The following is a 23,532-nucleotide window of genomic DNA, read 5'->3' as shown; positions in this document are numbered from 1 at the left end:
GCCGGGCAGGGCCCCGCGCAGGATGGGCACATGCCCTCACCGCCCCAGCCACGCGCCGGCGCCCTGGCCGCCGCCACCCTGCTCCTATCCGTCACGCTCGCGGCGTGCGGCGACAGCGACGCCAAGGACGAGGACCTGTCGGCCCAGAAGCTGAGCTGGAAGGACTGTCCCGCGCCCGCCGCGTCCGAGGGCGGGGGCGAGGCGCCCTCCCCGCTGCCCGGCGGCGCCGAGTGGCAGTGCGCCACCATGAAGGCGCCCCTCGACTGGTCGAAGCCGAAGGGCGACACGATCGACATCGCGTTGATCAAGGCCGCCGCGAGCGGCGACAAGGGTGAGCGCATCGGTTCCCTCGTCTTCAACTTCGGCGGCCCCGGCGGCTCGGGCGTCACCACGCTGCCCGCCTTCGGTGCGGAGTACGCCAAGCTGCGCACCCGCTACGACCTGGTGAGCTTCGACCCGCGCGGGGTCGGCCGCAGCGCGGGCGTCGCGTGCGAGGACGACGAACAGCTCGACACCTACTTCCAGCAGGACTCCACCCCCGACGACGACGCCGAGAAGAAGAAGCTGGTCGACAACGTCAAGGCGTTCAACAAGGCCTGCGAGAAGAACTCCGGCAAGACGCTCCCCCACGTACGCACCACCGACGCGGCCCGCGACATGGACCTCATGCGCCAGGTGCTCGGCGACGACAAACTGCACTACTTCGGCATCTCCTACGGCACCGAACTCGGCGGGGTCTACGCGCACTTGTTCCCGGCACGCGTGGGCCGGGCCGTCTTCGACGGCGTCGTCGACCCCACCCAGAACGCCGAGGAGAGCTCGCTCGGCCAGGCCAAGGGCTTCCAGCTCGCGCTCGACAACTTCGCGAAGGACTGCACCTCCAAGGTCGCGGACTGCCCGGTCGGCGACACGGAGCGGGACGTCAAGAACAAGATCGCCACGTTCCTGAAGGACCTGGACGCCAAGCCGATCCCGGGCCTGCCCCCGCGCGAACTGACCCAGACGGCCGCCACCACCGGCATCGCCCAGTCGCTGTACTCCAAGGACTTCTGGCCGTACCTCACCCAGGGGCTCGAAGAGGCGTACGACGGTGACGGCAGGATCCTGATGTCGCTCGCGGACTCGATGAACGGCCGGAACGAGGACGGCGAGTACAGCAACATCCAGGCCGCCAACGTCGCCATCAACTGCGCGGACGACAAGGCGCGTTACTCCACTCGGTACGTGGAGGACCGCCTCCCCGCCTTCCGGAAGGCGTCACCGCTGTTCGGCGACTATCTGGCGTGGGGCATGGTCGGCTGCACCGACTGGGCCGTCCCGGGCCAGGCCGACCACCCGGACGTCTCGGCCAAGGGCGCGCCGCCCATCGTCGTCATCGGCAACACCGGCGACCCGGCCACGCCGTACGAGGGTGCGCGCGCGATGGCGCGGGCGCTCGGCGAGGGCGTCGGCGTCGAGCTGACGTACAAGGGCCAGGGGCACGGGGCGTACGACAGCGAGAACCGGTGTGTGCGCGACGCGGTGGACGGCTATCTGCTGGACGGCAAGGTCCCCGGGGCGGGCACCGTCTGCTCCTGAGAAAAGCCCGGCCACGTAACTGTCAGTGACCCCGCCTACTATGGCGTGACTGTCTTCCAAGGGGGGAAGCGCCACATGCAGCGTTTCGTACGGTCCGCGGCACTGGCCGCCGCTGGAGTGCTGTTGGCGGGGGTCGCCGTCGGCTGCGGCGGCTCTTCCGACGACAAGAACGACGGGAAGAGCGGGGGAAGCGAGGAGAGGGGCGCCGGAAAGGGCCGCGCCGCGCAGAAGCTGGACTGGCACGGGTGCAAGGCCCCCGAGGGCGGCACCGCGCCGGGCGCCGCATGGCAGTGCGCGACGCTCCAGGTCCCGCTGGACCACGCCAAGCCGGACGGCGAGACCATCGGCATCGCCCTGATCCGCGCCCGATCCACCGGCAAGGGCGACCGCATCGGCTCCCTGCTGTTCAACTTCGGCGGGCCCGGCGGCTCGGGCGTCTCCGGCCTGCCGTCCTTCGCCGACATGTACGGCACGCTGCGCGAGCGGTACGACCTGGTGAGCTTCGACCCGCGCGGGGTCGGCGCCAGCGAGGGTGTGCGCTGCCGGGACGACAAGGCGACCCAGGCCGCCGAGGAGAAGGTCGACCTGACGCCGGACACCCCGGCCGAGGAGAAGGCGTACTTCAAGGACGCGGCGGACTTCGGCGCGGGCTGCGCGCGGGGTGCCAAGAAGCTCATCGGGCATGTGTCGACCGTCGAGGCCGCCCGCGACATGGACCTCATGCGCCAGGCCCTCGGTGACGACAAGCTGCACTACATGGGCATCTCGTACGGCACCGAACTCGGCGGCACCTACGCGCACCTGTTCCCCGAGCGCGTCGGCCGCCTCGCCATGGACGCGGTCAGCGACCCCAGTGCGGACTCGGTCGGCCACGCGGAGAACCAGGCGCGCGGCTTCCAGCGCGCCCTCGACAACTACTTCACGGCCCAGGGCGAGGACCCCAAGGCGGGCGCCAAGAGGATAGAGAAGCTCCTCGCGCGCCTGGACCGCGAGCCGATGCGCACCTCCGGCGACCGGAAGCTGACCGAGTCCCTGGCGAGCACGGGCGTCCTGGTCACCCTGTACAGCAAGCAGACCTGGCCCGCGCTGACCGGGGCCCTGCGGGACGCCGGGAAGGGCGACGGCACGGCGCTGCTCCGGCTGGCCGACGCCTACAACGAACGCGACCCCTCGGGCCGTTACAGCACGCAGAGCCATGCGCAGCGGGCGATCTCCTGTCTGGACGCCAAGGACCGCTCCACTGCGCGGGAGGCCGAGAAGCGCCTGGACCGGTTCCGCGGCATATCGCCGGTCTTCGGGGAGTTCCTGGCGTGGGACACGGCCGGCTGGTGCCACGACTGGCCGGTGGCCGGTCTGCACGACTCCCCCGACGTGAGCGCGCCCGGCTCCGCCCCGATCCTCGTCCTCGGCAACACCGGCGACCCCGCCACCCCCTACGAGGGCGCCCGCAAGATGGCGGACGAGCTGGGCAAGGGCGTGGGCGTCCACATGACCTGGAAGGGCGAGGGCCACGGGGCGTACGGCAACGGCAGCGAGTGCGTGGACGACACGGTCGACGCCTACCTGCTGCGCGGCAGGACACCGAAGGACGGGAAGGTCTGCGAGTCCTGACCGACGACATGGCAAGGGCCCCGCACCATCGCCGCGGGGCCCCTCCCGAGCAGACCTGAGCCGCTCGGGCGCCGTGCCTAGTAGACCGGCTTGTCGGGCTCGATCTGGTGGACCCAGCCGATCACGCCGCCGCCCACGTGGACCGCGTCGGAGAAGCCCGCCGACTTCAGGACGGCGAGGACTTCCGCACTGCGGACACCCGTCTTGCAGTGCAGGACGATCTTCTTGTCCTGCGGGAGGCTCTCCAGGGCGGTGCCCATGAGGAACTCGTTCTTGGGGATCAGCTTGGCGCCGGGGATCGAGACGATCTCGTACTCGTTGACCTCCCGGACATCGATGATCTCGATGTTCTCGCCCTCGTCGATCCACTCCTTGAGCTGCTTGGGAGTGATCGTCGAACCGGCCGCCGCCTCCTGGGCCTCCTCGGACACGACGCCGCAGAAGGCCTCGTAGTCGATCAGCTCGGTAACGGTGGGGTTCTCGCCGCAGACCGCGCAGTCGGGGTCCTTGCGGACCTTGACCTGGCGGTACTGCATCTCCAGGGCGTCGTAGATCATCAGACGGCCGACCAGCGGCTCGCCCGTGCCCGTGAGGACCTTGATCGCCTCGGTGACCTGGATGGAGCCGATCGACGCGCACAGCACGCCGAGCACCCCGCCCTCGGCGCAGGAGGGGACCATGCCGGGCGGCGGCGGCTCCGGGTACAGGCAGCGGTAGCAGGGGCCGTGCTCGGACCAGAAGACCGAGGCCTGGCCGTCGAAGCGGTAGATCGAACCCCACACGTACGGCTTGTTCAGGAGCACGCACGCGTCGTTGACCAGGTAGCGGGTGGCGAAGTTGTCGGTGCCGTCGACGATCAGGTCGTACTGGGCGAAGATGTCCATCACGTTGTCGGCCTCGAGCCGCTCTTCGTGGAGGATCACGTTCACGTACGGGTTGATGCCGAGGACCGAGTCCTTCGCGGACTGCGCCTTCGAGCGGCCGATGTCCGCCTGGCTGTGAATGATCTGCCGCTGGAGGTTGGACTCGTCGACCTCGTCGAACTCCACGATGCCGAGCGTGCCGACACCGGCCGCGGCGAGGTACATCAGTGCCGGGGAGCCGAGGCCGCCGGCGCCGACACACAGCACCTTGGCGTTCTTCAGCCGCTTCTGCCCGTCCATCCCGACATCGGGGATGATCAGGTGGCGGGAGTACCGGCGGACCTCGTCGACGGTGAGCTCAGAGGCGGGCTCGACCAGGGGTGGCAGCGACACGGGGACTCCGTTGGTCGGTTCCTACGTACGGTTGTTCTCTCCGTAACACTGCCACGCCCTTCTTCATTCCGAGACACCCGTTCCGATACGCGAGACAATTTCGTCCCAGTACCCGGGCATGGACTCCCAGGGAGCCCCCGCGCCCGCCCCCTCCACCCGGTCGGTGAAGTAGAGCGTCGAGGCGCCCTGCCAGCGGGCGATGCGCAGCGCCTCCTCCAGGTGCCCGCGCGGCACGCCGTGCACGAAGTGGCAGAAGCGCTCCGGTGGATGCTCGGCCGTCCACTCGGCCACCTGCGACCAGCGGTAATCGCTCCAGGGGCCGGCGAAGGTCACCAACTGGTCGCCGGTCTCGGCGTATCCGGGATCCGGGTGCGTCCCGTGACCGAGCACGATGTGGGCGTCGCCGACGAGCGCGCGCAGTGTGGCGACGGTCCCGCGCACCTCGGGGAGCGCGGTCCGCTCCGTGGGACAGCGGTCCAGGGAGTAACCGTCGACCTGGTACCAGTCGACGTAGTGGTGCGCGTCGCGGACCAGCTCCCCGAAGGGGCGTGCGCCGTACCGCGCGTCGAGATGGCCGAGCACGCGGACACCGGCGTTCCGCAGCCGTCCCGCCGCTTCCAGGCAGTGCGGATCGGGCCGCTCACCCGGGCCGTTCGCGACATTCAGGACGACCCACTTCAAAGGGGTGCCCGGCCGGGTGAGTTCGGCCCATTCGGTGGGCGCGAGGAGCGGGTGGGCGAAGCCGGGTACGCCGAAGCCGACACGTACGCCGGTGCTCGCGGAGCCTCTGGTGGGCCTGGTCAGATGCGACACGCGGCCTCCATCCAGATGTCGGCGAGCGACTCCTCGAGGTTGATCCGCGGCCGCCAGCCGAGCCGGTCGCGGGCGGTGCGCACATCGGCCTGCTGCCAGCTGCCGCAGCCGTCCGGGTAGGGATACGCGGCCGGGGACCCGTGCTCCCCCTCCGCGCGGGGGTGGCCGATGACCCCGCGGACGGGCACCTGGTCGAGTTCGTGCAGGGCGCCGCCGTACCCGGCGACGCGGGCGAGCACGGCGGCCGCGTCCCGCAGGCGCACGGCACGGCCCGAGCCGATGTTCACGACGCCCTGGGCGGCGGAGAGGGAGGCGGCGTGCACGGCGCGTGCCACGTCGCGTACGTCGACGAAGTCCCGCTGCACCCCGAGGCCCCCGAGCTTCAGCTCGCCGTCCCCCGCCTGCATGGCGCGCCGCATGGCCTCGGCGAGCCGCCCGAGCGGCGAGCCCGCGGGCGTGCCGGGCCCCGCGGGCGAGAACACCCGCAGGACGACGGCGTCGAGCCCGGAGCCGAGGACCAGTTCGGTCGCCGCCAGCTTGCTGACGCCGTAGGGGCCGCCGGGCCTCGGCACGGCGTCCTCGGCGGTCGAGGAGCCCGGCTGGCTGGGCCCGTACTCGGCGCCGCAGCCCAGCTGGACCAGCCGCGCGCCGCAGCCGCTGCGGCGCAGGGCCTCGCAGACGGTGGCGACGGCGACGGTGTTGTGCCGCGTCAGCTCGCGGGCGCCGCCGCGGGTGGCGCCGGCGCAGTTGACGACGACGCCCGGGTGCACGGCGTCCAGGAAGCGGGTGAGCGCTCCGGGGCTGCCGCTGGCGAGGTCGAACCGTACGTCAGAGTCGTCGCCCCGGCCGAGGGCGGTGAGCTGCACCGCGGGGTCGGCGAGCAGCCGGTCGGCGACGAACCGGCCGAGGTATCCGTTGGCTCCGATCAGCAGCACCCTCATCGGGCGCCTCCCGGGGTGGCCGCGCGGACGCGGAGTCGACTTCCGGTGATCATTTGTCTTTCTCCTTAGGGATGTTGCCGTGGGTCACGGGATGAGGCCCGCGGTGTCGGCCCCGCGGGAGAGTGGTCTGGCCGGTCTGTGGCCGCGGCTCACATCGCGTCGCCGGGGACGGGGTGGGCCTGGGTAGGACCGGCGTGGGCCGAGGCCAGGGTCAAGGTCCTGAGCGCGTGGATCAGGAGGGCGAGGGCGGCGGCCCCGCACACGGCGGCGGGGACGACGCCGGGGCCCCAGGTGTCGACGGCCGCCGTGACGGGTGCCGCCACCGCGTCGCAGCCCGGCAGGCGGCCCGTGAACACGAGGGCGGCGGCCGCCGCTTCACCGGCGCCGGCGGCACCCAGGAGCAGGGCGGGCGCCCGCACGAAGCCGTACACGCCGAGCAGCCGCGCGAGCAGCAGCAGGGCGCCGAGCGCGCCGGCCCCGGCGAGGGACGCGCCGGTCTCGGAGGTGTCGAGCAGGGCGTTCGTCGCGGCGAGCGACGCCCAGAGGGACACCGTGAGCGCGGCGAGGAACAGCGTGAGGACACCGAGCAGCAACGGCCGTACGGAGGCGGTGAAGTCGTCGAGGCCACGACTGGCCCGCAGCCGCCCCTTGGCGCGTACGGCGAAGAGCCGGGCGCACCAGGTCGCGGGGGCGACGGCGAGGGCGAGGCCGAGGAGCCCGGCGGTGGCGGGCCGCCAGAGGTCACCCGGTCCGTCGGGACCGCCGGTGACGGCACTGCTCAGCAGGGCGTCGCCCAGGAGCGCGTACGCGAGGAGCCAGCACACCCACGCGCGTGCGGCGGGCGTCAGGCGGGCGCGGGCGGGGGCGCGCAGGGGGCCCTCGCGCAGGGCGATCCACAGCGCGAGGGCTATGGCGAGTGTGCCGGCGAGCGCCACGGCGAGCCGGGTGCCCGCGCTGGTCAGGCCGGTCCCGGCCACCGCCGCCATACCCACCGCGCCGGGCACCAGGGCGAACAGGGCCCGGCCCGGCGGTCCTTCGGGCACGGCGGGTCCCGCGCCTTCGGGGGCACGGCTTTCGTCGTCGCGGGGCACGCGCGCGTACATCTCCTCGGCCAGGGCGAACACATCCCGGTGCCGGTAACGCGCGGCCGCCCGGTCGGTCACGCCGTGCGCCTCCAGGCCGGCCGCGATCTCCAGCGGGTCGACGGCCCGCGCGCACAACTCGCGATGGCGGTGCATCAGGGCCTTCACGGGGTCGGCGGTCCCCCGGCGCGGCGCCCTGGCCCACGCGTCGCGGCCAGGCCGGCCGGCGTCTCCGCCAGCATCGTCCGCGCGGCTTCCCCCACCGGTGGCGCCCACGCGGCCTCCCCCGCCGACCCGCGCATGCCCCACGTCCGCCCGCCCCGCACACCCCCAGCCCGTGTCACCCGCACCATCCGCGCGGACCTCCCCACCGACGGCACCCGCGCGGCCTCCCTCGCCGCCACTCGCCCGCCCCGCGCCCGCGCTGCCCGCGCGCCCCGCGCTCACACCACCCGCGCGCCCCCCGTCGGCGTCACCCGCGCGCCCGGTGGCGCGGACGTCTGCACCGGTAAGAGGGTCCCCGCCGAAGCCGAAGCTGGAGCCGAGGACGGACCGCCCCGCAGGGAATGCGCCCTGCCCTTCGGCCGCTCTCCGCGCATGCGCCGCCGCCCGCCCGCTGTCCCGCCGTGTCATACGGCGGCTCCCTTCAGCTGCTCCCGGCCATCCGTTTCCCGCGTGGCCCAGCTGGGCGCGTCGCCGCTCTCCGCGCCCGGCGCGGGGCCCACCGCGACCGCCCACCGCCCCGGCACGTACGCCTCGGCCGGGGTCGCGAACGGCACCGGTCCGCCCGCCTCGTCCACGGCGTCCCGACGTACCGGGCAGTGCGAGACGATCTCCAGGTAGATGTCGCGGAATGCCGCGACGTTCTGCTCGACGGTGAAGAGTTCGAGCGCTCGCGTCCGCGCGGCCGCCCCCAGGCGCGCGCAGCGCTCGGGGTCACGCAGGAGCGCCCCGCACGCCTCGGCGAGCGCCCGCGGATTGCGCGGCGGCACGACGAGCCCCGTGCCGCCGATCACCTCCACCACCGCGCCGACGTCCGTCGAGACGGTCGCGCGCCCGCAGAACATGGCCTCCACCAGGCCGGCCGGAAAGCCTTCGACGACGCTGGAGAGGACGACGACGGCGCCCGTGGCGTAGACACCGGCCGGCTCCGGAGCCTCGGGGCCGCCGATCTCCTCGAACGCGACGGGGTTGTCGCCGACGGCGTGCGCGTCCGCCGCCTCGTCGGGGAAGAGCTGCGCGGCGAGCGCCCGGCAGTGCGCGAGGTACTCCGCGGCCCCGGGCTCCTCGGCGGGCGCCCCGACGATCCGCAACCGGGCCCTCGGCTCCCGGCCGCGTACCTCGGCGAAGGCGTGCAACAGGGAGATCAGGTCCTTGGCGGGCTCGACGCGGCCGACCCACAGCAGGGTGTAGGGGTCGGCGGTGTCCTGGCCCCGCTCGCCGATCGCGCGGAAGCGGTCGGACTCCATGCCGGGGTGGACCGTTTGCAGCTTGGCCCGGTCGGCGCCGCAGCGCTCCTGCCAGCGGCGGGCGTGGGCGTCGCCGGGAGTGATCAGGACGGCCCGGTCGTACACCTCGGCGGCGAGGCGGGTGTGGAAGGCGGCGAGCAGCGCCCGGACCGGTGCACTCAGGTCCATGCCGCCCGCGGCGAGGTGGTGCGCGCGCAGCCGCACGCCGTACTCGGTCACGAGCAGCGGCACGCCCGCGAAGTGCCGGGCGAGCAGGCCGGGCAGCGCCGCGGGTCCGCCGGAGGTGGCGTGGCACAGGTCGGCGGCGCCCAGGGCGTCGTCCCCGTACCAGTCGAGGGAGAGCGGGCGCAGCGCCCGCTCCATCAGACCGGCGGCGACGAGCAGGTCCGCGACGCGCGCGGTGCGGGCGGCGGGAAGTGCGCCGGGCGCGCGGCAGGCGCTTTCCAGCGCGCGCACGGCGGCCTCCGAGCGCAGGGCGCCGACCAGGCCGCCCTCTTGTCGGGCCAGGTCGGCGAGGCCGTACAGCGCGCTGGCGAAACGGTCCGCCACATCGTCGGAGCCGGCCCCCGACGCCGGGTCCGGGCGCGGCGCGCCACCGGCTCCGCCCCGGCAGACCACGTCCGCGAGCTCCGTGAAGCACTCCGCGAACCGGCGTCGCGCCCGTCGTCCGCGGCCGCCGCGTGGGCCCGCGCTCTGGAGGGCCGCGTCGTCGGTGGTCCACAGCGGCGCCGTGCGCACCCGGGTGACGTGCGGCGGGAGGTCGACGCGGCCCGAGGCCTCCTGACGGGCGTCGCGGCCGAGCGCGTAGAGGTCGAACTCGTGCTGCCCGAGCCCGCGCACGAGCCGGTCGCACCAGAGCCGGCCCTCACCCCTCACATACGGATAGCCACCCTCCGTAAGCAGTGCAACGCGCACGAGCGCACCCCCGATCTCCCGTTTGGGGAGCCGCCGTTGAGTCGGCGGCCCGCAGCGGGAAGAACGTATGCGGTCCTGCCGGTGGCGCGACGGACGGTTGTCCATCGCGCCACCAAAAGGGGTGAACGGCCGTAACTTTCCCGTGCCGGTGGCGTTCTGTCGCGCTATGGCGGCAGGAAGGCGCCGTTCCGCCGTGGACCGTCAGGCGGCGGCCGGCTCCGTGCGGGCCTCGCGCCGCAGTGCGACCGTCTCCGGATCCAGCGACGGCACGGCGGTGAGCAGCTGTCTCGTGTACGGGTCGCGCGGCGAGCCGTAGACCTCGCCGACGGGCCCGTACTCGACGAGCCGGCCGCGCCTGAGCACCGCGACCCGGTCGCTGACCTGGCGTACGACCGCGAGATCGTGCGCGATGAAGACCAGCGCCAGGCCGAGATCCCGCTGCAACTCCGCCAGGAGGGCGGTGACTTGTGCCTGGGTCGTCACGTCGAGCGCGGACACCGGTTCGTCGCACACGATGAGGCGCGGTTCGGCGGCGAGCGCCCGCGCGATGCCGACGCGCTGGCGCTGACCGCCGCTGAACTGGTGCGGATAGCGGTCGTAGTGCGCCGGTTCGAGCCCCACGCGTTCCAAGAGCTCCCGCACGCGCCCCCGCACGAAGGTGTCGCTCGCGCCCCTGGCGCGCAGCGGGTCGGCGACGGACTCGCCGATCGAGCGGCGGGGGTTGAGCGAGGCGACGGGGTCCTGGAACACCATCTGCACGGCCGGGTCCACGCGGCCGCCGGGCCGCTCCACGCCCTGGTGGCGCAGCTTCCCCGCGCTCGGCTCCAAAAGGCCCACGAGCATGCGCCCGAGCGTGGTCTTGCCGCTGCCGCTCTCGCCCACGACGCCGAGGGTCTCCCCGCGGCGGACGCTGAGCGTGATGTCGTCGACGGCGGTGACGGCGCGCTTCCCGTGGCCGAACTCCCGGCGCAGGCCCACCGCTTCGAGCACCACTTCCCCGCTCGTGCGGGGCGAGGGGGGTTTCGGCGGTGCGTCGAGCCGCGGCACGGCGCTCAGCAGCTCTCGGGTGTACGGCTGCCGGGGCGCCCTCAGGACGTCCCGCACCGCGCCCCGCTCCACTTCCCGCCCGCCCCGCATGACCAGGACCTCCTCGGCGCTCTCCGCCGCGACGCCCACGTCGTGGGTGATCAGGAGCAGGCCCATCCCGGTCTCCTCCCGCAGCGCGTGCAGCAGGTCGAGGATCTGGGCCTGGACGGTGACGTCGAGGGCGGTGGTGGGCTCGTCGGCGATCAGCAGTTCCGGTGCGCAGGCCAGCGCCATGGCGATGAGAGCGCGTTGGCGCATGCCGCCGCTGAACTCGTGCGGGCGCGAGCGGGACCGGCGCACGGGATCGGGGATGCCGACCCGGTCGAGCACCCGCACGGCACGCGCGCGTGCCGCCCGCCGGGAGGCGCCGGTGTGCACGCGGTACACCTCGGCGATCTGGTCGCCCACCGCGAAGTACGGGTCGAGGGAGGAGAGCGGGTCCTGGAAGACCATCGCCGCCTTCCCGCCGCGCAGCCGCCGCAGCTGTGCCCGCGACGCCTCCTGTACGTCGACGCCGGCGACCCGTACGGATCCCTCGACGCGCGCGCCCGTGCCGCGGTGCAGCCCGAGCAGCGCGGACGCCACGGTCGACTTGCCGGACCCGGACTCGCCCACGAGGGCGAGCGCGCGGCCCGCCTCCAGGGTGAAGGAGAGCCCGTCCACGGCGCGTACGCCGGAGTCGAACTCCACCCGCAGGTCCCTCACTCGCACGAGGCTCATGTCAGTACCACCCGTCGGTCGGCCACCGCGTACAGCACGTCCGCGACGGCATTGGCGAGCACCACGAAGAAGCCGGTGACCATGACCAGGCCGACCACCACCGGCAGGTCGACGGACTTCACCGCCTGCACGAGTTCGCGCCCGAGGCCGGGGAGCCCGAACAGCGACTCGGTGAGCATCGCGCCGCCGAACAGCGACCCGAAGCCGTTCGCGGTCAGGGCGATGACGGGGGCCAGCGCGCCCCGCAGGGCGTGCCTGCCGATGATCGCCCGCTCCCCCACGCCGTACGCGCGAAAGGTCCGCACATGGTCGTCGGCGAGCGTCTCCAGCATCGCGGAGCGGGTCACCCGGGCGTAGGTGGCGGCCTCGACGAGCGCGAGCGCCAGCCAGGGCAGGAGCAGGTTCCAGGCCCACTGGGTCGGGTCGTCGCCGAAGTCCACGTACTGCGGGAAGGGCAGCCATTGGAGCTGACCGCAGACGACGATCATCAGCAGCAGGCCGACCACGAAGACCGGCGTGGCGGTGCCCGCGAGGGTGAGGGCGGTCAGGACGCGCTCGCCGAGCCGGCCGCGCCGCCAGACGGAGAGGACGCCGGTGCCGACCCCGAGGGCCAGCCACAGCACCATCGCGCCGAGCGCCAGTGAGGCGGTGACCGGCAGCTTGGCCGCGATCAGCGCGGTGACCTGCTGGTCGTTCTGGTAGGAGACGCCGAGACAGGGCGCGCCGCAGTGCTCCACGCCGGTGCCGGTGGAGTAGTCGTGGCCGGTGAACAGGCCCTGGAGGAAGTCCGCGTAGCGCACGTACAGGGGGTCGTCGAGGCGCAGCTGGTCGGCGACCTGGTGGACCTGCGCGGGCGAGCAGCGGGGGCCGCAGGTGATCTGGGCGACGTCGCCGGGCGCGACGTAGAACACCGCGTAGATGATCACGGAGAGGGCGAGGAGCGTGCCGAGGGCGCCGGCGAGGCGCCGCAGCAGGAAGGCGGTGAGCCGCCGGGACCCGGTCACGCGGAGGCCTCCCTCTTGCGTCCGGTGCCGATGCGCAGCCGGGAGGCGGCCCGCGGGTCCAGCGCCGTGCGCACGCCGTCCCCGAGCACGGTGAGGGCGAGCACGGTCACGAACAGGGCGCCCGCCGGGAGCAGCAGATACTGCGGGGCCGCCTGGTACCAGACGTTCGCTGCCGTGAGCATCTGCCCCCACGAGGGGGTCGGCGGTTTCACGCCGACGCCGAGGAAGGAGAGCGCGGCCTCGACGGTGATGTTGGCGGGGACGAGCAGCGCGGCGTAGGTGATGACGGGTGCGGCGAGGGCGGGCAGCAGCTCGCGCCGGGCGATGCGCACGGAGCCCCAGCCGCTGAGCCGTGCCGCGGCCACGTGGTCGAGCGCCTTGAGCGTGACCGTCTGCGCGCGCACGACCTTGGCGACGCTGCCCCAGGCGACGAGGCCGATGACCAGGGCGACGAGCACCGGCCGCGGGAATCCGCTCGGCACGACGGTCATCAGCGCGAGCGCGAGGACGGTCAGCGGCAGGGCCACGATGACGTCGGTGGCGCGGCTGAGCACCTGGTCGAGCCGGTGACCGCCGAATCCGGCGGCGACACCGACCGCGACGCCGATGGTCACCTGGACGACGGTCGCGGCGAGCGCGACGCCGAGGGAGACCCGCGCGCCGTGGACGAGCCGGGCGAAGAGGTCGCGCCCGGTCTGCGGTTCGACGCCGAGCCAGTGGTCGCCGCTGATCCCGCCGAACGGGCCGATGGGCACCCCGCCGCGCGCCGAGTCGACCAGGTCGGGGTGGTACGTGGTGGGGTCCTGCCCCTCCAGGGCCGTCAGGAGGGGCGCGGCGAGCGCCACGAGCACCAGCAGCGCGACGACTCCCGCCGCGGCCAGGGCGGCCGGCTGCCCGCGCAGCCGCCGCCAGAGGGTGATTTCGCCGGTCATGACGACTTCACCGCGACCTGGGAGACGTCGAGGACACCGGTCCAGTCGCTGATCACGACGTTCCTGACGTCCTTGCCGTACAGCCGCTTGAAGACCGGGTGGAAGAGCGGCACGGTCAGGGCCCGCCGGCCGATCTTCTTGTCGAGGGCGCCCCAGCGCGCCGCGGCGGCGTCCAGGTCGGTCAGCTTGTTGATCTCGTCGATCTCGTGGTTGACGGCCTTGTCGTCCAGGAAGCCCGCGTTGAAGTTGGCGCCGTCCTTCACGATCTGGCGCCCGTCGAAGATCGGGGCGATGAAGGGGCCGCCGGAGGGCCAGTCGGCGCCCCAGCTGGCGAGGAACAGGCCGGGCTCGTGGTCGACGTCGTGGATCCGGTCGGAGTAGTCGTTGTCCTCCAGGCCGTCCAGTTCGACCGTGATGCCGGCCTTCTTCAGGGCGTCCTGTACCGCGGTCGCGACCTCCGGGCCCGTCTCGTCGTTCTTGGCGTTGGAGTGCGTGAGCCGGATGGTCAGGCCGTTCTCGTGACCGGCTTCCTTCAGCAGTTCCCTGGCCTTCTTCGGGTTGCCGGAGGCGCCCGCCGGGAAGTGGTCGTACTCCGTGTGCCCGAAGGACTTCTGGTCCGGCAGGAAGGTGGTGGCGGGCTCGGCGAGCGAGGAGCCGCCGACGGCGTTGACGACCGAGGAGCGGTCCACGGCGTACGCGACGGCCCGGCGCACCTCGGGGTCGTCGAAGGGCTTCACCTTGGGGTTGAAGGCGAGGTAGTGCGTCTGCCCGAAGTGTCCGGTGCCGACGTGGGCGGCCAGGTCCTTGTCGCCGCTGACCTTGGTGAGTTCGGCCGGGCCGAGGTTGGTGTCGGTGGTGACGGCGGCGGCGTCCGCGCCCCGGCCCGCGGCGAGCCGCTGGTTGATGACGGACGCGTCGAGCCCGGAGCGTACGTCGATGACGTCCGGGTAGGCCTTGCGCTCCGCGTCGGTCGCGGCGGACCAGTGGGGGTTGCGCTCCAGCCGCAGCCGCTCCCCGTCGCGTTCGTTCCCGACGACCTTGTAGGGGCCCGAGGAGAGGGGGTGCTCCTCGTACTTCGTGCCCTTGTCCTTGCTCTTGGGGACGGGCGCGAACTGCGTCTGGGTGGCGAGGAAGGGGAACTCTCCCTCGGGCTTGTTCAGATGGAAGACGATGGTCCGCTCGTCCGGCGTCTCGATCGACGCGAGTCCCTTGCCGCTCTTGTCCTTGTAGGGCCCCTCATAGGTGTCGCCGCCGACGAGCCAGTCCCGCAAGTAGGGTGCCCCGCCGCTGAGTTCGGCGGCGAAGGACCGCTCGATGCCGTACTTCACGTCGGCGGTGGTGATCGGCGAACCGTCCTCGTACTTGAGCCCCTTCTTCAGGGTGTACGTCCACACCGTGGCGTTCTCGCTCGGTCTGCCGAGGTCCGTCGCGAGGTCGGGGACGACCTTCGCGCCCTTCGCGCCGGCCTCGCGGTTGCGGGTGGTCAGGGTGCGGAAGACGAGGCCCGGTATGTTGCCGCCGCCGGAGGTGTAGAGCCGTGCGGGGTCGAAGTCGGCCTGCGGGTCGCGGTTGAGGACGGTGAGCGTGCCGCCCTTGGCGGGGGTTCCCTCCGCGCCACCGTCGGCGTCGTCCCGCGGACCCGCGCAGGCGGCGGCGCCCGAGGCGAGGACCAGACTGACGGATGCCGCGGCCACACGGCGGGCGATGACGGACGATTGACGCATCGGAGGCGACCTCTCGGGGAAAACCGCCGCGCGAAGGCAGCGGATCAGCGGAAATGGAGCAGAGCTGACCCCGGAGAGGGTGCGGGGAAAAAGCGGCACCGGGCCGTGCGGGAAGGCAGGGCACAGGGGCGGCCGGAAAGGAGCGACGCACTCGCCGGGGCGGGCGTCAGCAACAGTGGACGTCGGACACGCAGAGCGCGGTCACGCCGAGCAGCGCCAGCTCGATGGCTGCGCTCGAAGGGGCGTGACGGTTCGACATGCGCAGAAATATGAACGAATTTCCGACGGATGTCAAAGCGGCGGGCGCCTGCCGCCCGCCGTCACCTCACCTCTCGGGAAAGGCCCAGGGATTGGCCTTGCACTTGATCCCGTCGTGGTCCAGGAACTTGGTCTGCTGCTGCATGACGGGTGCGAGGTCCCCGTCCTTCGCGCAGTCGGTGTGGTCGAAGCCGAGCCGGTGGCCGACCTCGTGGTTGATCAGCATCTGGCGGTAGGGGCGCAGGGCGTTGCCGTAGGTCTTCTTGACCGCGTCGCCGTAGGTCTTGGCGCCCTGTGCCCACCGATATCCGTTGATCATCACGCGGTCCGTCGCCGCGGAATCGCACGACACATTGTCCTGGGCCGTGTCGAGTCCCGATTTCGCGCACCAGGCCGCGGTCGTCCCGGGGCTCGCCAGAGTGATGACGAAATCAGGTTTCCCGGACGAGACGCGCTCGAAGGTACGGGCGCCGGCATGGGCCCAACTCCGGTCGTCGTTCAGGGTTTTCTGCACCGCCTGCGCGAACAGTCCGCCGTCGAGACCGAGCCCCTTCTCGACGTCCACGCGATAGCGGAAAAGCTGCCCCTTTCCGGGCGCCTTGTCGAATCCGGCGACCGCCTCGAATTCACCGGACGCCCTGAGCTCGGGGTCCAGGGGATATCTCTCGCCGATCTTCTGCTCATACGTCATTTGCGCCAGGTCCGGTTTCGCGGCGGGGCCCCCGGGCGGCGGGCGCTCGTCGGAGCGTGAGGCGGGGTCCCCGGTGTCGCGTGCGCCGTCGCCGGGGGCGGCCTGGGGCCTGTCGTCGGAGCCGCCCGCGCCGTCGCCGACCTGACCCGCGAGGAACGCCGCGAGCAGGAGGGTCGCGGCGGCGGCGGCGCTACCGGTGATCACGCGGGCGCGCCCGCCCTTCCGACCGCCACCGGTGCCGTCGGCGCCCTCGCCACGAGGCTCGGACACGTCGCTCCAGTCGGTGACGGAGGCGTAGGGATCATCCTCCGGGAACGCCTCCATGTAGTCCTGTCGAGGAGCGGAGCGATCCTGCCGCAGGGCGGAGCGGCCCCGCCGCGGGGTGGGGCGGTCCTGCCGAGGTCGCGGTATGCCGTGCTCGGCCCCACCGGGCTCGTGCTGCTCGGGGTGCCCGCCACGGACGCGCGGGAGCCCATGGGCCGGTGTCGCGCGCGCGGACTCGTGCGTGGAGGTCTCGTGCGCGGGGGTTCCCTGTGCGGGCGTCCCGTGCGCAGGGATCTCCTCGCCGGCGTCCAAGGAGGTGCGCCTGCGGCGCCCGGTACCGGGCGCCGACTGCGGGGCCGGGGCGCGGCGCGCCGGCGGGGAGCCCGAGGTGCCCGTGCCGTCAGGGGCGCTCTCGTCGGGGGTGCCGTGTTCAGGGGTGCTGTGTTCAGGGGTGCTGTGTTCAGGGGCGCCGTGATCAGGGGCGCCGTGATCAGGGGCGCCGTGATCAGGGGCGCCGTGATCAGGGGCGCCGTGATCAGGAATGCTTGCCGAAGATGCGCTCGCCGGGTCGCGGCGGCTGTGTCGTCCCACGCGCCGCCTCAGCTCCCCGAACCCGTACGGGAGTCACGCGAGGCACTGGAGTCACGGGGAGTGCTGGAGTCGCGGGAGGCACTGGCGTCGCCGGAACACGGCGGGGCGCTCGGCTCCTCTCCCAGTTCGACGAGCAGTTCGCGGAACGCCGTGGCCACGCTCTGTGGGTCCTCCATCATCGGCAGATGCCCCGCCTCGGGCAGCGTGAGCAGCCGCGAGTCGCGGAACGCGGTACTCGCCTTGCGCGCCATGCGGTACGAGACGAGGAGGTCGCGCCCGCCGTAGACGAGCAGGGTCGGCGCGAGGACCCGCTCGGCCTGCCGCCACAGGCCGTGCTGGCCGCCCAGCGTGTACGCGTTCACGATGCCGCGCGCCGAGCGCGTCATCGCGTCCCAGAAGTAGGGGAGCTGCAGCCTGCGCTCCATCTCCCGCACCGCCGCGCCGAAGCCCTCCGGCGTCACCTTGGCCGGGTCGCCGTAACAGAGCCCCAGCATCCCGCGCACCCGCTGCTCGGCCGACCACTCCTTGGTGAGCCGCATGAAGAGGGTGGCGACGCCCGGCACGGCGAGCAGCCCGGTGGGCACCGCCGTGCGCTGCACCCGCAGCTCGGGCAGGGCGGGCGAGAGCAGGGTCAGCGTACGGACGAGGTCGGGACGCACGGCGGCGACGCGCGTCGTGATCGCGCCGCCCAGGGAGTTCCCGAAGAGGTGGACGGGACCGCGCGCGCGGGCGTCGAGGTAACGGATGACGGCGCGGGCGTGCCCGGTGATCGAGTAGTCCCCGTCGTCCGGCGGGGGCGAGTCCCCGAACCCGGGCAGGTCGATCGCCTCGCAGTCGACGACGTCGGCCAGCAGCGGCATCAGCGCCGACCAGTTCTGCGAGGAGCCGCCGAGGCCGTGCACGTAGAGCGCGGGCGGGAGCCCTTCCCTGGCCGGGGGCCGTGAGCGCACCGTCAGCGTGAGTCCGGGCAGGCCGATCGAGCCGAGCCGCTCGCCCTCCGCGACCGCCACGGCACCGGGCTTGGGCGCGGCGGTGGCGGCCAGCAGGTTCGGCAGCTCGGTCGAAGACATGCGGCAATGTTACGAGACGATCACGCCCCGACTCACGTGTTCGCCGTCACAGACCGCACACGGATCGCGTAGCGCCTCATCCGGGTGTCTCCTACGCTCATAGAAAGCGGACGATGAGGGCACTCGCATCACGAAGGGCCGTCAGTACCGCGAGGGAAGAGAGCAACACATGAGTGTCGATCCGACCGATCCCGAGACCTTCGAGACGGAAGAGAGCACCACCGGAGCCGAGGCCGGCGTGGAGGCCCCGGAGGCGGACACCGCCGAGCAGCACACCGACCTCGCCCCCAGCAGGGACGACTCGCTGCGGGACGCCGACCCGAACGCCGCGAGCGAGGCGGACCTGGCCGAGCAGGCCCGCGTGGTCGACTTCGACGAGGACGACTACCGCTGACCGCCCCCGGGGGACCGGGGCGGCCCGTGCCGATCCGGCGGGGCACGTCCCGTCGGCGGCCGCCCCGAGCCCCGTTCACCACGGCCCTGTACACCTCCGTACACCCCGACCGGTCGATCTGGCCGTATTTGCCCTGCTACGCACCGCGGCGGAGGCCTTCTGCAGTTGTCCAGTCCATGAAATCCTGCGTCCGCACCGCGCACATCGCTGTTACCGAAAAGTACGATGGCGGCGCGGGCGCACACCGCGCATCGGACGATTGGGAGGCGGCGTGACAGCCATCGAGCAGACAGAGGCGGCACGCCCGCGGGGCACACGCCTGCCGCGCCGTGCCCGACGGAACCAACTTCTCGGCGCGGCCCAGGAAGTTTTCGTCGCACAGGGTTACCACGCGGCCGCGATGGACGACATCGCCGAGCGCGCCGGGGTCAGCAAGCCGGTGCTCTACCAGCACTTCCCCGGCAAGCTCGACCTCTATCTCGCCCTGCTCGACCAGCACTGCGAGTCACTGCTCCAGTCGGTCCGCACGGCGCTGGCGTCCACCACGGACAACAAGCTGCGCGTGGCCGCGACGATGGACGCCTACTTCGCGTACGTCGAGAACGAGGGCGGCGCGTTCCGTCTGGTCTTCGAGTCGGATCTGACGAACGAGACGGCGGTCCGTGAGCGCGTGGACCGCGTGACGCTCCAGTGCGCGGAGGCGATCTGTGAGGTGATCGCCGAGGACACCGGCCTGCCGAGGGACGAGGCGATGCTGCTCGCCGTGGGCCTCGGCGGCTATTCGCAGGTCGTCGCCCGCTACTGGCTGGCCAGCGGCAGCACGGTCCCGCGCGACAAGGCGGTGGAGCTGCTGACGTCGCTCGCCTGGCGCGGCATCGCGGGCTTCCCGCTGCACGGCACCGAGGGCCACTGACACCGCGCGCTTTGTTCCCGTTCCGTGTTCGCTACCGGCGTTCACGGCGGCGGCCCTCCGCATCGCCTCACCGGGCTAATGTGTGCTGGGTACGGCGCGGACGGCCGCGCACAGACTGAGCGTCGGAGGGACAAAGCCGTGGAGGTCAAGATCGGCGTGCAGTACGCGCCCCGCGAGATCGTGCTGGAGAGCGGCCAGAGCGCCGAGGAAGTCGAGACCGCGGTGTCCGAGGCGCTGACCGGCAAGTCGCCGCTGCTGAGCCTCGTGGACGACCACGGCCGCAAGGTCCTGGTTCCGGCCGACCGCCTCGCGTACGTGGAGCTCGGCGAGCCCACCGCGCGCAAGGTGGGCTTCAGCGCCCTGTAGAGGGCGTCCGCGGGACACGCGGACAGGTAGGACGAGTACGACAGTTATTACAGCAGTTATAACGAGTACGACGAGTGCGGCCCGGTGGTTGTCGACCACCGGGCCGCACTCGTCTGTTGTTGCTGGAGGGTTGCGTTCCGGCCACCTTGGGTACACCGGCTACGACCGATTCGCACCGGCCGTGAGGGAGGGCATCACCGTGATCCTGGAAGCATTCGGCTCCGCTCTACTGGGTTTCGCCCTGTCCTGGGCCATCGCGCACCGCCTGGCGCACCGGCTGCCCGCGCGCAGCCTCGTCCTGTCGACGGGCCCCGTGGGCGCCCTCATCGGCGCCTTCATCACCCACATGGCGTTGGGCCCCGGCCACGCGCCCGCGACCCTGCTCGGAGCGCTGACCGTCTCGGTGGCCCTGCTCTCCCTGCTGATCCGCCCCACCCGGGGCAGCCTGCACCGCTCGGCGACAGCATAGGAAGCGCCCCCGAAGGGGCGCCGGCCGCGCCCTAGGCCGCCAGGCCCAGGGCGGCCATCCGCTTGGTGTGCGCCTCGGTGATGCGGGAGAACATCCGGCCGACCTCCGCGAGGTCGAACCCGTCGGCGACACCGCCCACCAGCATGGTGGAGAGCGCGTCCCGGTCCGCGACGACCCGCTGGGACTGCGAGAGGGCCTCGCCCATCAGCCGCCGCGCCCAGAGCGCGAGCCGCCCGCCGACCCGGGGGTCGGCCTCGATGGCGGCCCGTACCTTCTCCACGGCGAAGCTGGCGTGCCCCGTGTCGTCGAGGACGCCCAGCACGAGCCGGCGCGTGTCGCCGTCGAGGCGGGCCGCGACCTCCCGGTAGAAGTCACTGGCGATGGAGTCGCCCACGTACGCCTTGACCAGGCCCTCCAGCCAGTCGGACGGCGCGGTCTGCCGGTGGAAGCCGTCCAGCGCCGCCACGAACGGCTGCATGGCCTCGGTGGGCTCCGCGCCGATCGCCGAGAGCCGGTCCCGCAACTGCTCGAAGTGGTGGAATTCCGCCGACGCCATCTTCGCCAGCTCCGCCTTGTCGCCGAGCGTCGGCGCCAGCTTCGCGTCCTCGGCGAGCCGTTCGAACGCCGCCAGCTCCCCGTAGGCGAGCGCGCCGAGCAGGTCGACGACCGCGGCGCGGTAGTGGGGCTCGGTGGACGCTTTCGCCCAGTCCTGGGCGGCGATCCCGGTGGGTTCGGCGGGGGTTTCGGCGGCGGATTCAGCGGCGGTGTCAGGCGTCTCCATGAAGCGCACAATAGCCCGCCTGCCGTAAGGCGTAAGGTCCCGGTCAGTCGGTGTGACGACAGCCATGTGACGAATTCGCCGGACACGCATGCGAGATTCCGGGGTACAGTGGTAAAGCGCCTGCCGAATATTCGACGGGCGGTATGAATGAGGATGCCCGGTCGGTGGCCCGATCGGCTCCGACCCGACAGCCCTCCGGGCGGTACGCGCAGCTGCGTACGGCACGAGGAGGGAACCTCAGCGGTAAGAGCGCTCGAGCGCAGGCAGTGGTCCCGCGCCCCCGGCCCGCCCCCCAAGCAGCCGGCGGTAGTGGCACGGTCACGACCCCCAGCGTTCGCCTCACGCCGCGTCTCACAGAAGAGGCATAGCCCTGACTACGACTTTCCGAGAGCTCGGGATTCTTCCCGAGACAGCCGAAGCCCTTGAAGCCGTCGGCATCATCACCCCCTTCCCCATCCAGGAGATGACGCTCCCCGTCGCCCTTTCGGGCAAGGACGTCATCGGCCAGGCCAAGACCGGCACCGGCAAGACGCTCGGCTTCGGCCTGCCGCTCCTGGAGCGCGTGATCGTCCCCGCCGACGTCGAGGCGGGCCGCGCCGAGCCCGAGCAGCTGACCGAGGCGCCGCAGGCCCTCATCGTCGTCCCCACCCGCGAGCTGTGCCAGCAGGTGACGAACGACCTGCTGACCGCCGGCAAGGCGCGCAACGTCCGCGTCCTCGCCATATACGGCGGCCGTGCCTACGAGCCGCAGGTCGAGGCCCTCAAGAAGGGCATCGACATCGTCGTCGGCACCCCCGGTCGTCTCCTCGACCTCGCGGGCCAGCGCAAGCTCGACCTCAAGCACGTCAAGTGCCTCGTCCTGGACGAGGCCGACGAGATGCTCGACCTGGGCTTCCTGCCCGACGTCGAGCGGATCATCAACATGCTGCCGCCGAAGCGTCAGACGATGCTCTTCTCGGCGACCATGCCGGGCGCCGTCATCGGCCTCGCCCGCCGTTACATGTCGCAGCCCACGCACATCCGCGCCACCGCGCCGGACGACGAGGGCCAGACGGTCGCGAACACCGAGCAGTTCGTCTACCGCGCGCACAACATGGACAAGCCCGAGATGGTCTCGCGCATCCTGCAGGCCGACGGCCGCGGACTCGCGATGATCTTCTGCCGTACGAAGCGGACGGCCGCGGACATCGCCGAGCAGCTCGAACGCCGGGGCTTCGCCGCGGGCGCCGTGCACGGCGACCTCGGCCAGGGCGCGCGCGAGCAGGCGCTGCGGGCCTTCCGCAACGGCAAGGTCGACGTACTCGTCTGCACGGACGTCGCCGCGCGCGGCATCGACGTCGGTGGCGTCACGCACGTCATCAACTACCAGTCCCCCGAGGACGAGAAGACCTATCTGCACCGCATCGGCCGCACCGGCCGCGCGGGCGCCAAGGGCATCGCGATCACGCTGGTCGACTGGGACGACATCCCGCGCTGGCAGCTGATCAACAAGGCGCTGGAGCTGGGCTTCAGCGACCCGGTCGAGACGTACTCCAGCTCCCCGCACCTGTACGAGGAGCTGAAGATCCCGGCGGGCACCAAGGGGGTGCTGCCGCGCGGCGAGCGGACCCGTGCGGGTCTGGGCGCGGAGGAGATCGAAGACCTCGGCGAGACCGGTGGGCGCGGCCGCGGTGGCCGTCCCGCGCGCAGTGGCGGCCGTACGCAGGACCGTGACCGTGACCGGAACCGCGATCACGACCGTGACCGTGAGCGTTCCGCCTCGGGCTCGGGCTCGGGCCCCGGCTCGGTGTCGGCCGAGCGGGAGCGTCCCGCGCGTACGCCGCGACGCCGCCGTCGCACGCGGGCCGGCAGCCCGCTGGGCGCGGCCCAGGCCACGCCCGCGGCATCCACTGCGCCCAGTGCGCCCACGGCAGCACCGGCCGCCGCTGCGGCGCCGGTCGCCTCGCCCGTCGAGACCAGCACCGAGCCGACGGAGTCGCGCACCCCGCGTCGCCGTCGTCGCACGCGTGGCGGCGCCGCGTCGGAGACCCCGGCCGCGGCCGAGGTCGTGACGGCAGCCGTCACCGCGGCGGCTCCGGTCGCCGCCCCCGAGGCGGAGCCCGCGCAGGCCCCGGCTCCGGTGACGAAGCCGCGCCGCCGCACGCGGAAGGCCGCCGAGCCGGTGGCCGAGGCGCATGCTCCGGTGACGGAGGTTCCGGTGGCGGAGGTTCCGGTGGCGGAAGCGGCGGTGGCGGAGGCCCCCGCAGCGGAGAAGCCGAAGCGCCGTACGCGCAAGGCCACCGCGCCGGCCGCCGAAGCCGAGGCACCCGTAGCGGAGGCCCCGGCGGAGGAGAAGCCCAAGCGACGCACCCGCAAGGCCACCACACCGGCCGCTGAGGCTCCCGTAGCCGAGGCCCCCGTAGCGGAGGCCCCGGTGGAGGAGAAGCCCAAGCGCCGCACCCGCAAGACCGCGGAAACCGTCACGGAGACGGACGCCACGGCCGCACTGGCCGAGGAGAAGCCGAAGCGCCGCACGCGCAAGGCCACCGCGCCAGCCGCCGAAGCCGAGGCACCCGTAGCGGAGGCCCCGGCGGAGGAGAAGCCCAAGCGACGCACCCGCAAGGC

Annotated in this window: 20 protein-coding genes and 1 pseudogene; 8 read left to right on the top strand and 13 right to left on the bottom strand. The window is 72.7% G+C overall.

Annotated elements, in window-relative coordinates; translation table 11 throughout:
- Positions 1-30 precede the first annotated feature (30 nt).
- Both ACZ5GP_RS23235 and ACZ5GP_RS23230 read left to right on the top strand, forming a co-directional pair.
- A complete protein-coding gene (locus ACZ5GP_RS23235) occupies positions 31-1,578 on the top strand; it encodes an alpha/beta hydrolase (protein WP_468752658.1) in 1,548 nt (515 codons plus the stop codon).
- 75 nt (positions 1,579-1,653) lie between these two features.
- Positions 1,654-3,189, top strand: coding sequence for an alpha/beta hydrolase (locus ACZ5GP_RS23230; RefSeq protein ID WP_468752657.1), 1,536 nt, complete (start codon positions 1,654-1,656; stop codon positions 3,187-3,189).
- A 77-nt stretch (positions 3,190-3,266) separates the two neighbouring features.
- Here ACZ5GP_RS23230 and moeZ read toward each other — a convergent pair whose 3' ends face one another.
- From moeZ to ACZ5GP_RS23175, 11 genes are all read right to left on the bottom strand, one after another.
- Entirely contained in the window at positions 3,267-4,445 is a 1,179-nt protein-coding gene (moeZ, locus tag ACZ5GP_RS23225; protein WP_468752656.1) for an adenylyltransferase/sulfurtransferase MoeZ, read from the bottom strand.
- 63 nt (positions 4,446-4,508) lie between these two features.
- Positions 4,509-5,258 carry a spherulation-specific family 4 protein gene (locus tag ACZ5GP_RS23220; RefSeq protein ID WP_468752655.1) on the bottom strand — a complete coding sequence of 250 codons (750 nt, stop codon included), beginning with the start codon at positions 5,256-5,258 and terminating at the stop codon, positions 4,509-4,511.
- Positions 5,246-6,199, bottom strand: coding sequence for an NAD-dependent epimerase/dehydratase family protein (locus tag ACZ5GP_RS23215; RefSeq protein ID WP_468752654.1), 954 nt, complete (start codon positions 6,197-6,199; stop codon positions 5,246-5,248). The genes ACZ5GP_RS23220 and ACZ5GP_RS23215 overlap by 13 nt, the downstream gene beginning before the upstream one ends.
- Before the next feature lie 149 nt (positions 6,200-6,348).
- Positions 6,349-7,437: a hypothetical protein gene (locus tag ACZ5GP_RS23210; protein WP_468752653.1), complete on the bottom strand. Its 1,089-nt coding sequence runs from the start codon at positions 7,435-7,437 to the stop codon at positions 6,349-6,351.
- Between the two features lie 473 nt (positions 7,438-7,910).
- Positions 7,911-9,665, bottom strand: coding sequence for a DUF3492 domain-containing protein (locus ACZ5GP_RS23205; protein WP_468752652.1), 1,755 nt, complete (start codon positions 9,663-9,665; stop codon positions 7,911-7,913).
- Positions 9,666-9,866: 201 nt separating this feature from the next.
- Complete coding sequence (locus ACZ5GP_RS23200; RefSeq protein ID WP_468752651.1) at positions 9,867-11,471, bottom strand: dipeptide ABC transporter ATP-binding protein; 1,605 nt, start codon at positions 11,469-11,471, stop codon at positions 9,867-9,869.
- Complete coding sequence (locus tag ACZ5GP_RS23195; RefSeq protein ID WP_468752650.1) at positions 11,468-12,475, bottom strand: ABC transporter permease; 1,008 nt, start codon at positions 12,473-12,475, stop codon at positions 11,468-11,470. The genes ACZ5GP_RS23200 and ACZ5GP_RS23195 overlap by 4 nt, the downstream gene beginning before the upstream one ends.
- Positions 12,472-13,407, bottom strand: coding sequence for an ABC transporter permease (locus tag ACZ5GP_RS23190; protein ID WP_468752649.1), 936 nt, complete (start codon positions 13,405-13,407; stop codon positions 12,472-12,474). The genes ACZ5GP_RS23195 and ACZ5GP_RS23190 overlap by 4 nt, the downstream gene beginning before the upstream one ends.
- A complete protein-coding gene (locus tag ACZ5GP_RS23185; RefSeq protein ID WP_468752648.1) occupies positions 13,404-15,131 on the bottom strand; it encodes an ABC transporter substrate-binding protein in 1,728 nt (575 codons plus the stop codon). Before ACZ5GP_RS23185 ends, ACZ5GP_RS23190 begins: the two co-directional genes overlap by 4 nt.
- A 166-nt stretch (positions 15,132-15,297) precedes the next feature.
- On the bottom strand, positions 15,298-15,390 hold the full coding sequence (locus ACZ5GP_RS23180) for an Ms4533A family Cys-rich leader peptide (protein ID WP_358589930.1): 93 nt from the start codon (positions 15,388-15,390) through the stop codon (positions 15,298-15,300).
- A 66-nt stretch (positions 15,391-15,456) separates the two neighbouring features.
- A complete protein-coding gene (locus ACZ5GP_RS23175; RefSeq protein ID WP_468752647.1) occupies positions 15,457-16,656 on the bottom strand; it encodes a DUF3152 domain-containing protein in 1,200 nt (399 codons plus the stop codon).
- Here ACZ5GP_RS23175 and ACZ5GP_RS23170 point away from each other — a divergent pair.
- Positions 16,555-16,821: pseudogene (locus tag ACZ5GP_RS23170) on the top strand (hypothetical protein); the annotation flags it as partial. The gene ACZ5GP_RS23175 and the pseudogene ACZ5GP_RS23170 sit on opposite strands and share 102 nt — an antisense overlap.
- Positions 16,822-16,943: 122 nt before the next feature.
- On the opposite strand, the gene ACZ5GP_RS23165 reads toward ACZ5GP_RS23170, so the two are convergent.
- Positions 16,944-18,005: an alpha/beta fold hydrolase gene (locus tag ACZ5GP_RS23165; protein WP_468752646.1), complete on the bottom strand. Its 1,062-nt coding sequence runs from the start codon at positions 18,003-18,005 to the stop codon at positions 16,944-16,946.
- Between the two features lie 169 nt (positions 18,006-18,174).
- On the opposite strand from ACZ5GP_RS23165, the gene ACZ5GP_RS23160 reads away from it, so the two are divergent.
- From ACZ5GP_RS23160 to ACZ5GP_RS23145, 4 genes are all read left to right on the top strand, one after another.
- On the top strand, positions 18,175-18,399 hold the full coding sequence (locus ACZ5GP_RS23160; protein ID WP_468752645.1) for a hypothetical protein: 225 nt from the start codon (positions 18,175-18,177) through the stop codon (positions 18,397-18,399).
- Positions 18,400-18,670: 271 nt separating this feature from the next.
- Positions 18,671-19,312 carry a TetR/AcrR family transcriptional regulator gene (locus tag ACZ5GP_RS23155; RefSeq protein WP_358590205.1) on the top strand — a complete coding sequence of 214 codons (642 nt, stop codon included), beginning with the start codon at positions 18,671-18,673 and terminating at the stop codon, positions 19,310-19,312.
- Between the two features lie 138 nt (positions 19,313-19,450).
- Entirely contained in the window at positions 19,451-19,678 is a 228-nt protein-coding gene (locus tag ACZ5GP_RS23150; protein ID WP_358590202.1) for a DUF3107 domain-containing protein, read from the top strand.
- Between the two features lie 199 nt (positions 19,679-19,877).
- Positions 19,878-20,147 carry a hypothetical protein gene (locus ACZ5GP_RS23145; RefSeq protein WP_468752644.1) on the top strand — a complete coding sequence of 90 codons (270 nt, stop codon included), beginning with the start codon at positions 19,878-19,880 and terminating at the stop codon, positions 20,145-20,147.
- 31 nt (positions 20,148-20,178) lie between these two features.
- On the opposite strand, the gene ACZ5GP_RS23140 is transcribed toward ACZ5GP_RS23145, so the two are convergent.
- Entirely contained in the window at positions 20,179-20,928 is a 750-nt protein-coding gene (locus ACZ5GP_RS23140) for a ferritin-like fold-containing protein (RefSeq protein WP_468752643.1), read from the bottom strand.
- Positions 20,929-21,391: 463 nt separating this feature from the next.
- Between ACZ5GP_RS23140 and ACZ5GP_RS23135 the strand changes: the two genes are divergently transcribed.
- A partial coding sequence (locus ACZ5GP_RS23135) for a DEAD/DEAH box helicase (RefSeq protein ID WP_468752642.1) occupies positions 21,392-23,532 on the top strand: 2,141 nt, incomplete at its 3' end.

The organism is Streptomyces sp. NPDC031466 (assembly GCF_055581265.1).
This window is presented reverse-complemented; position numbering and strand designations above follow the sequence as displayed.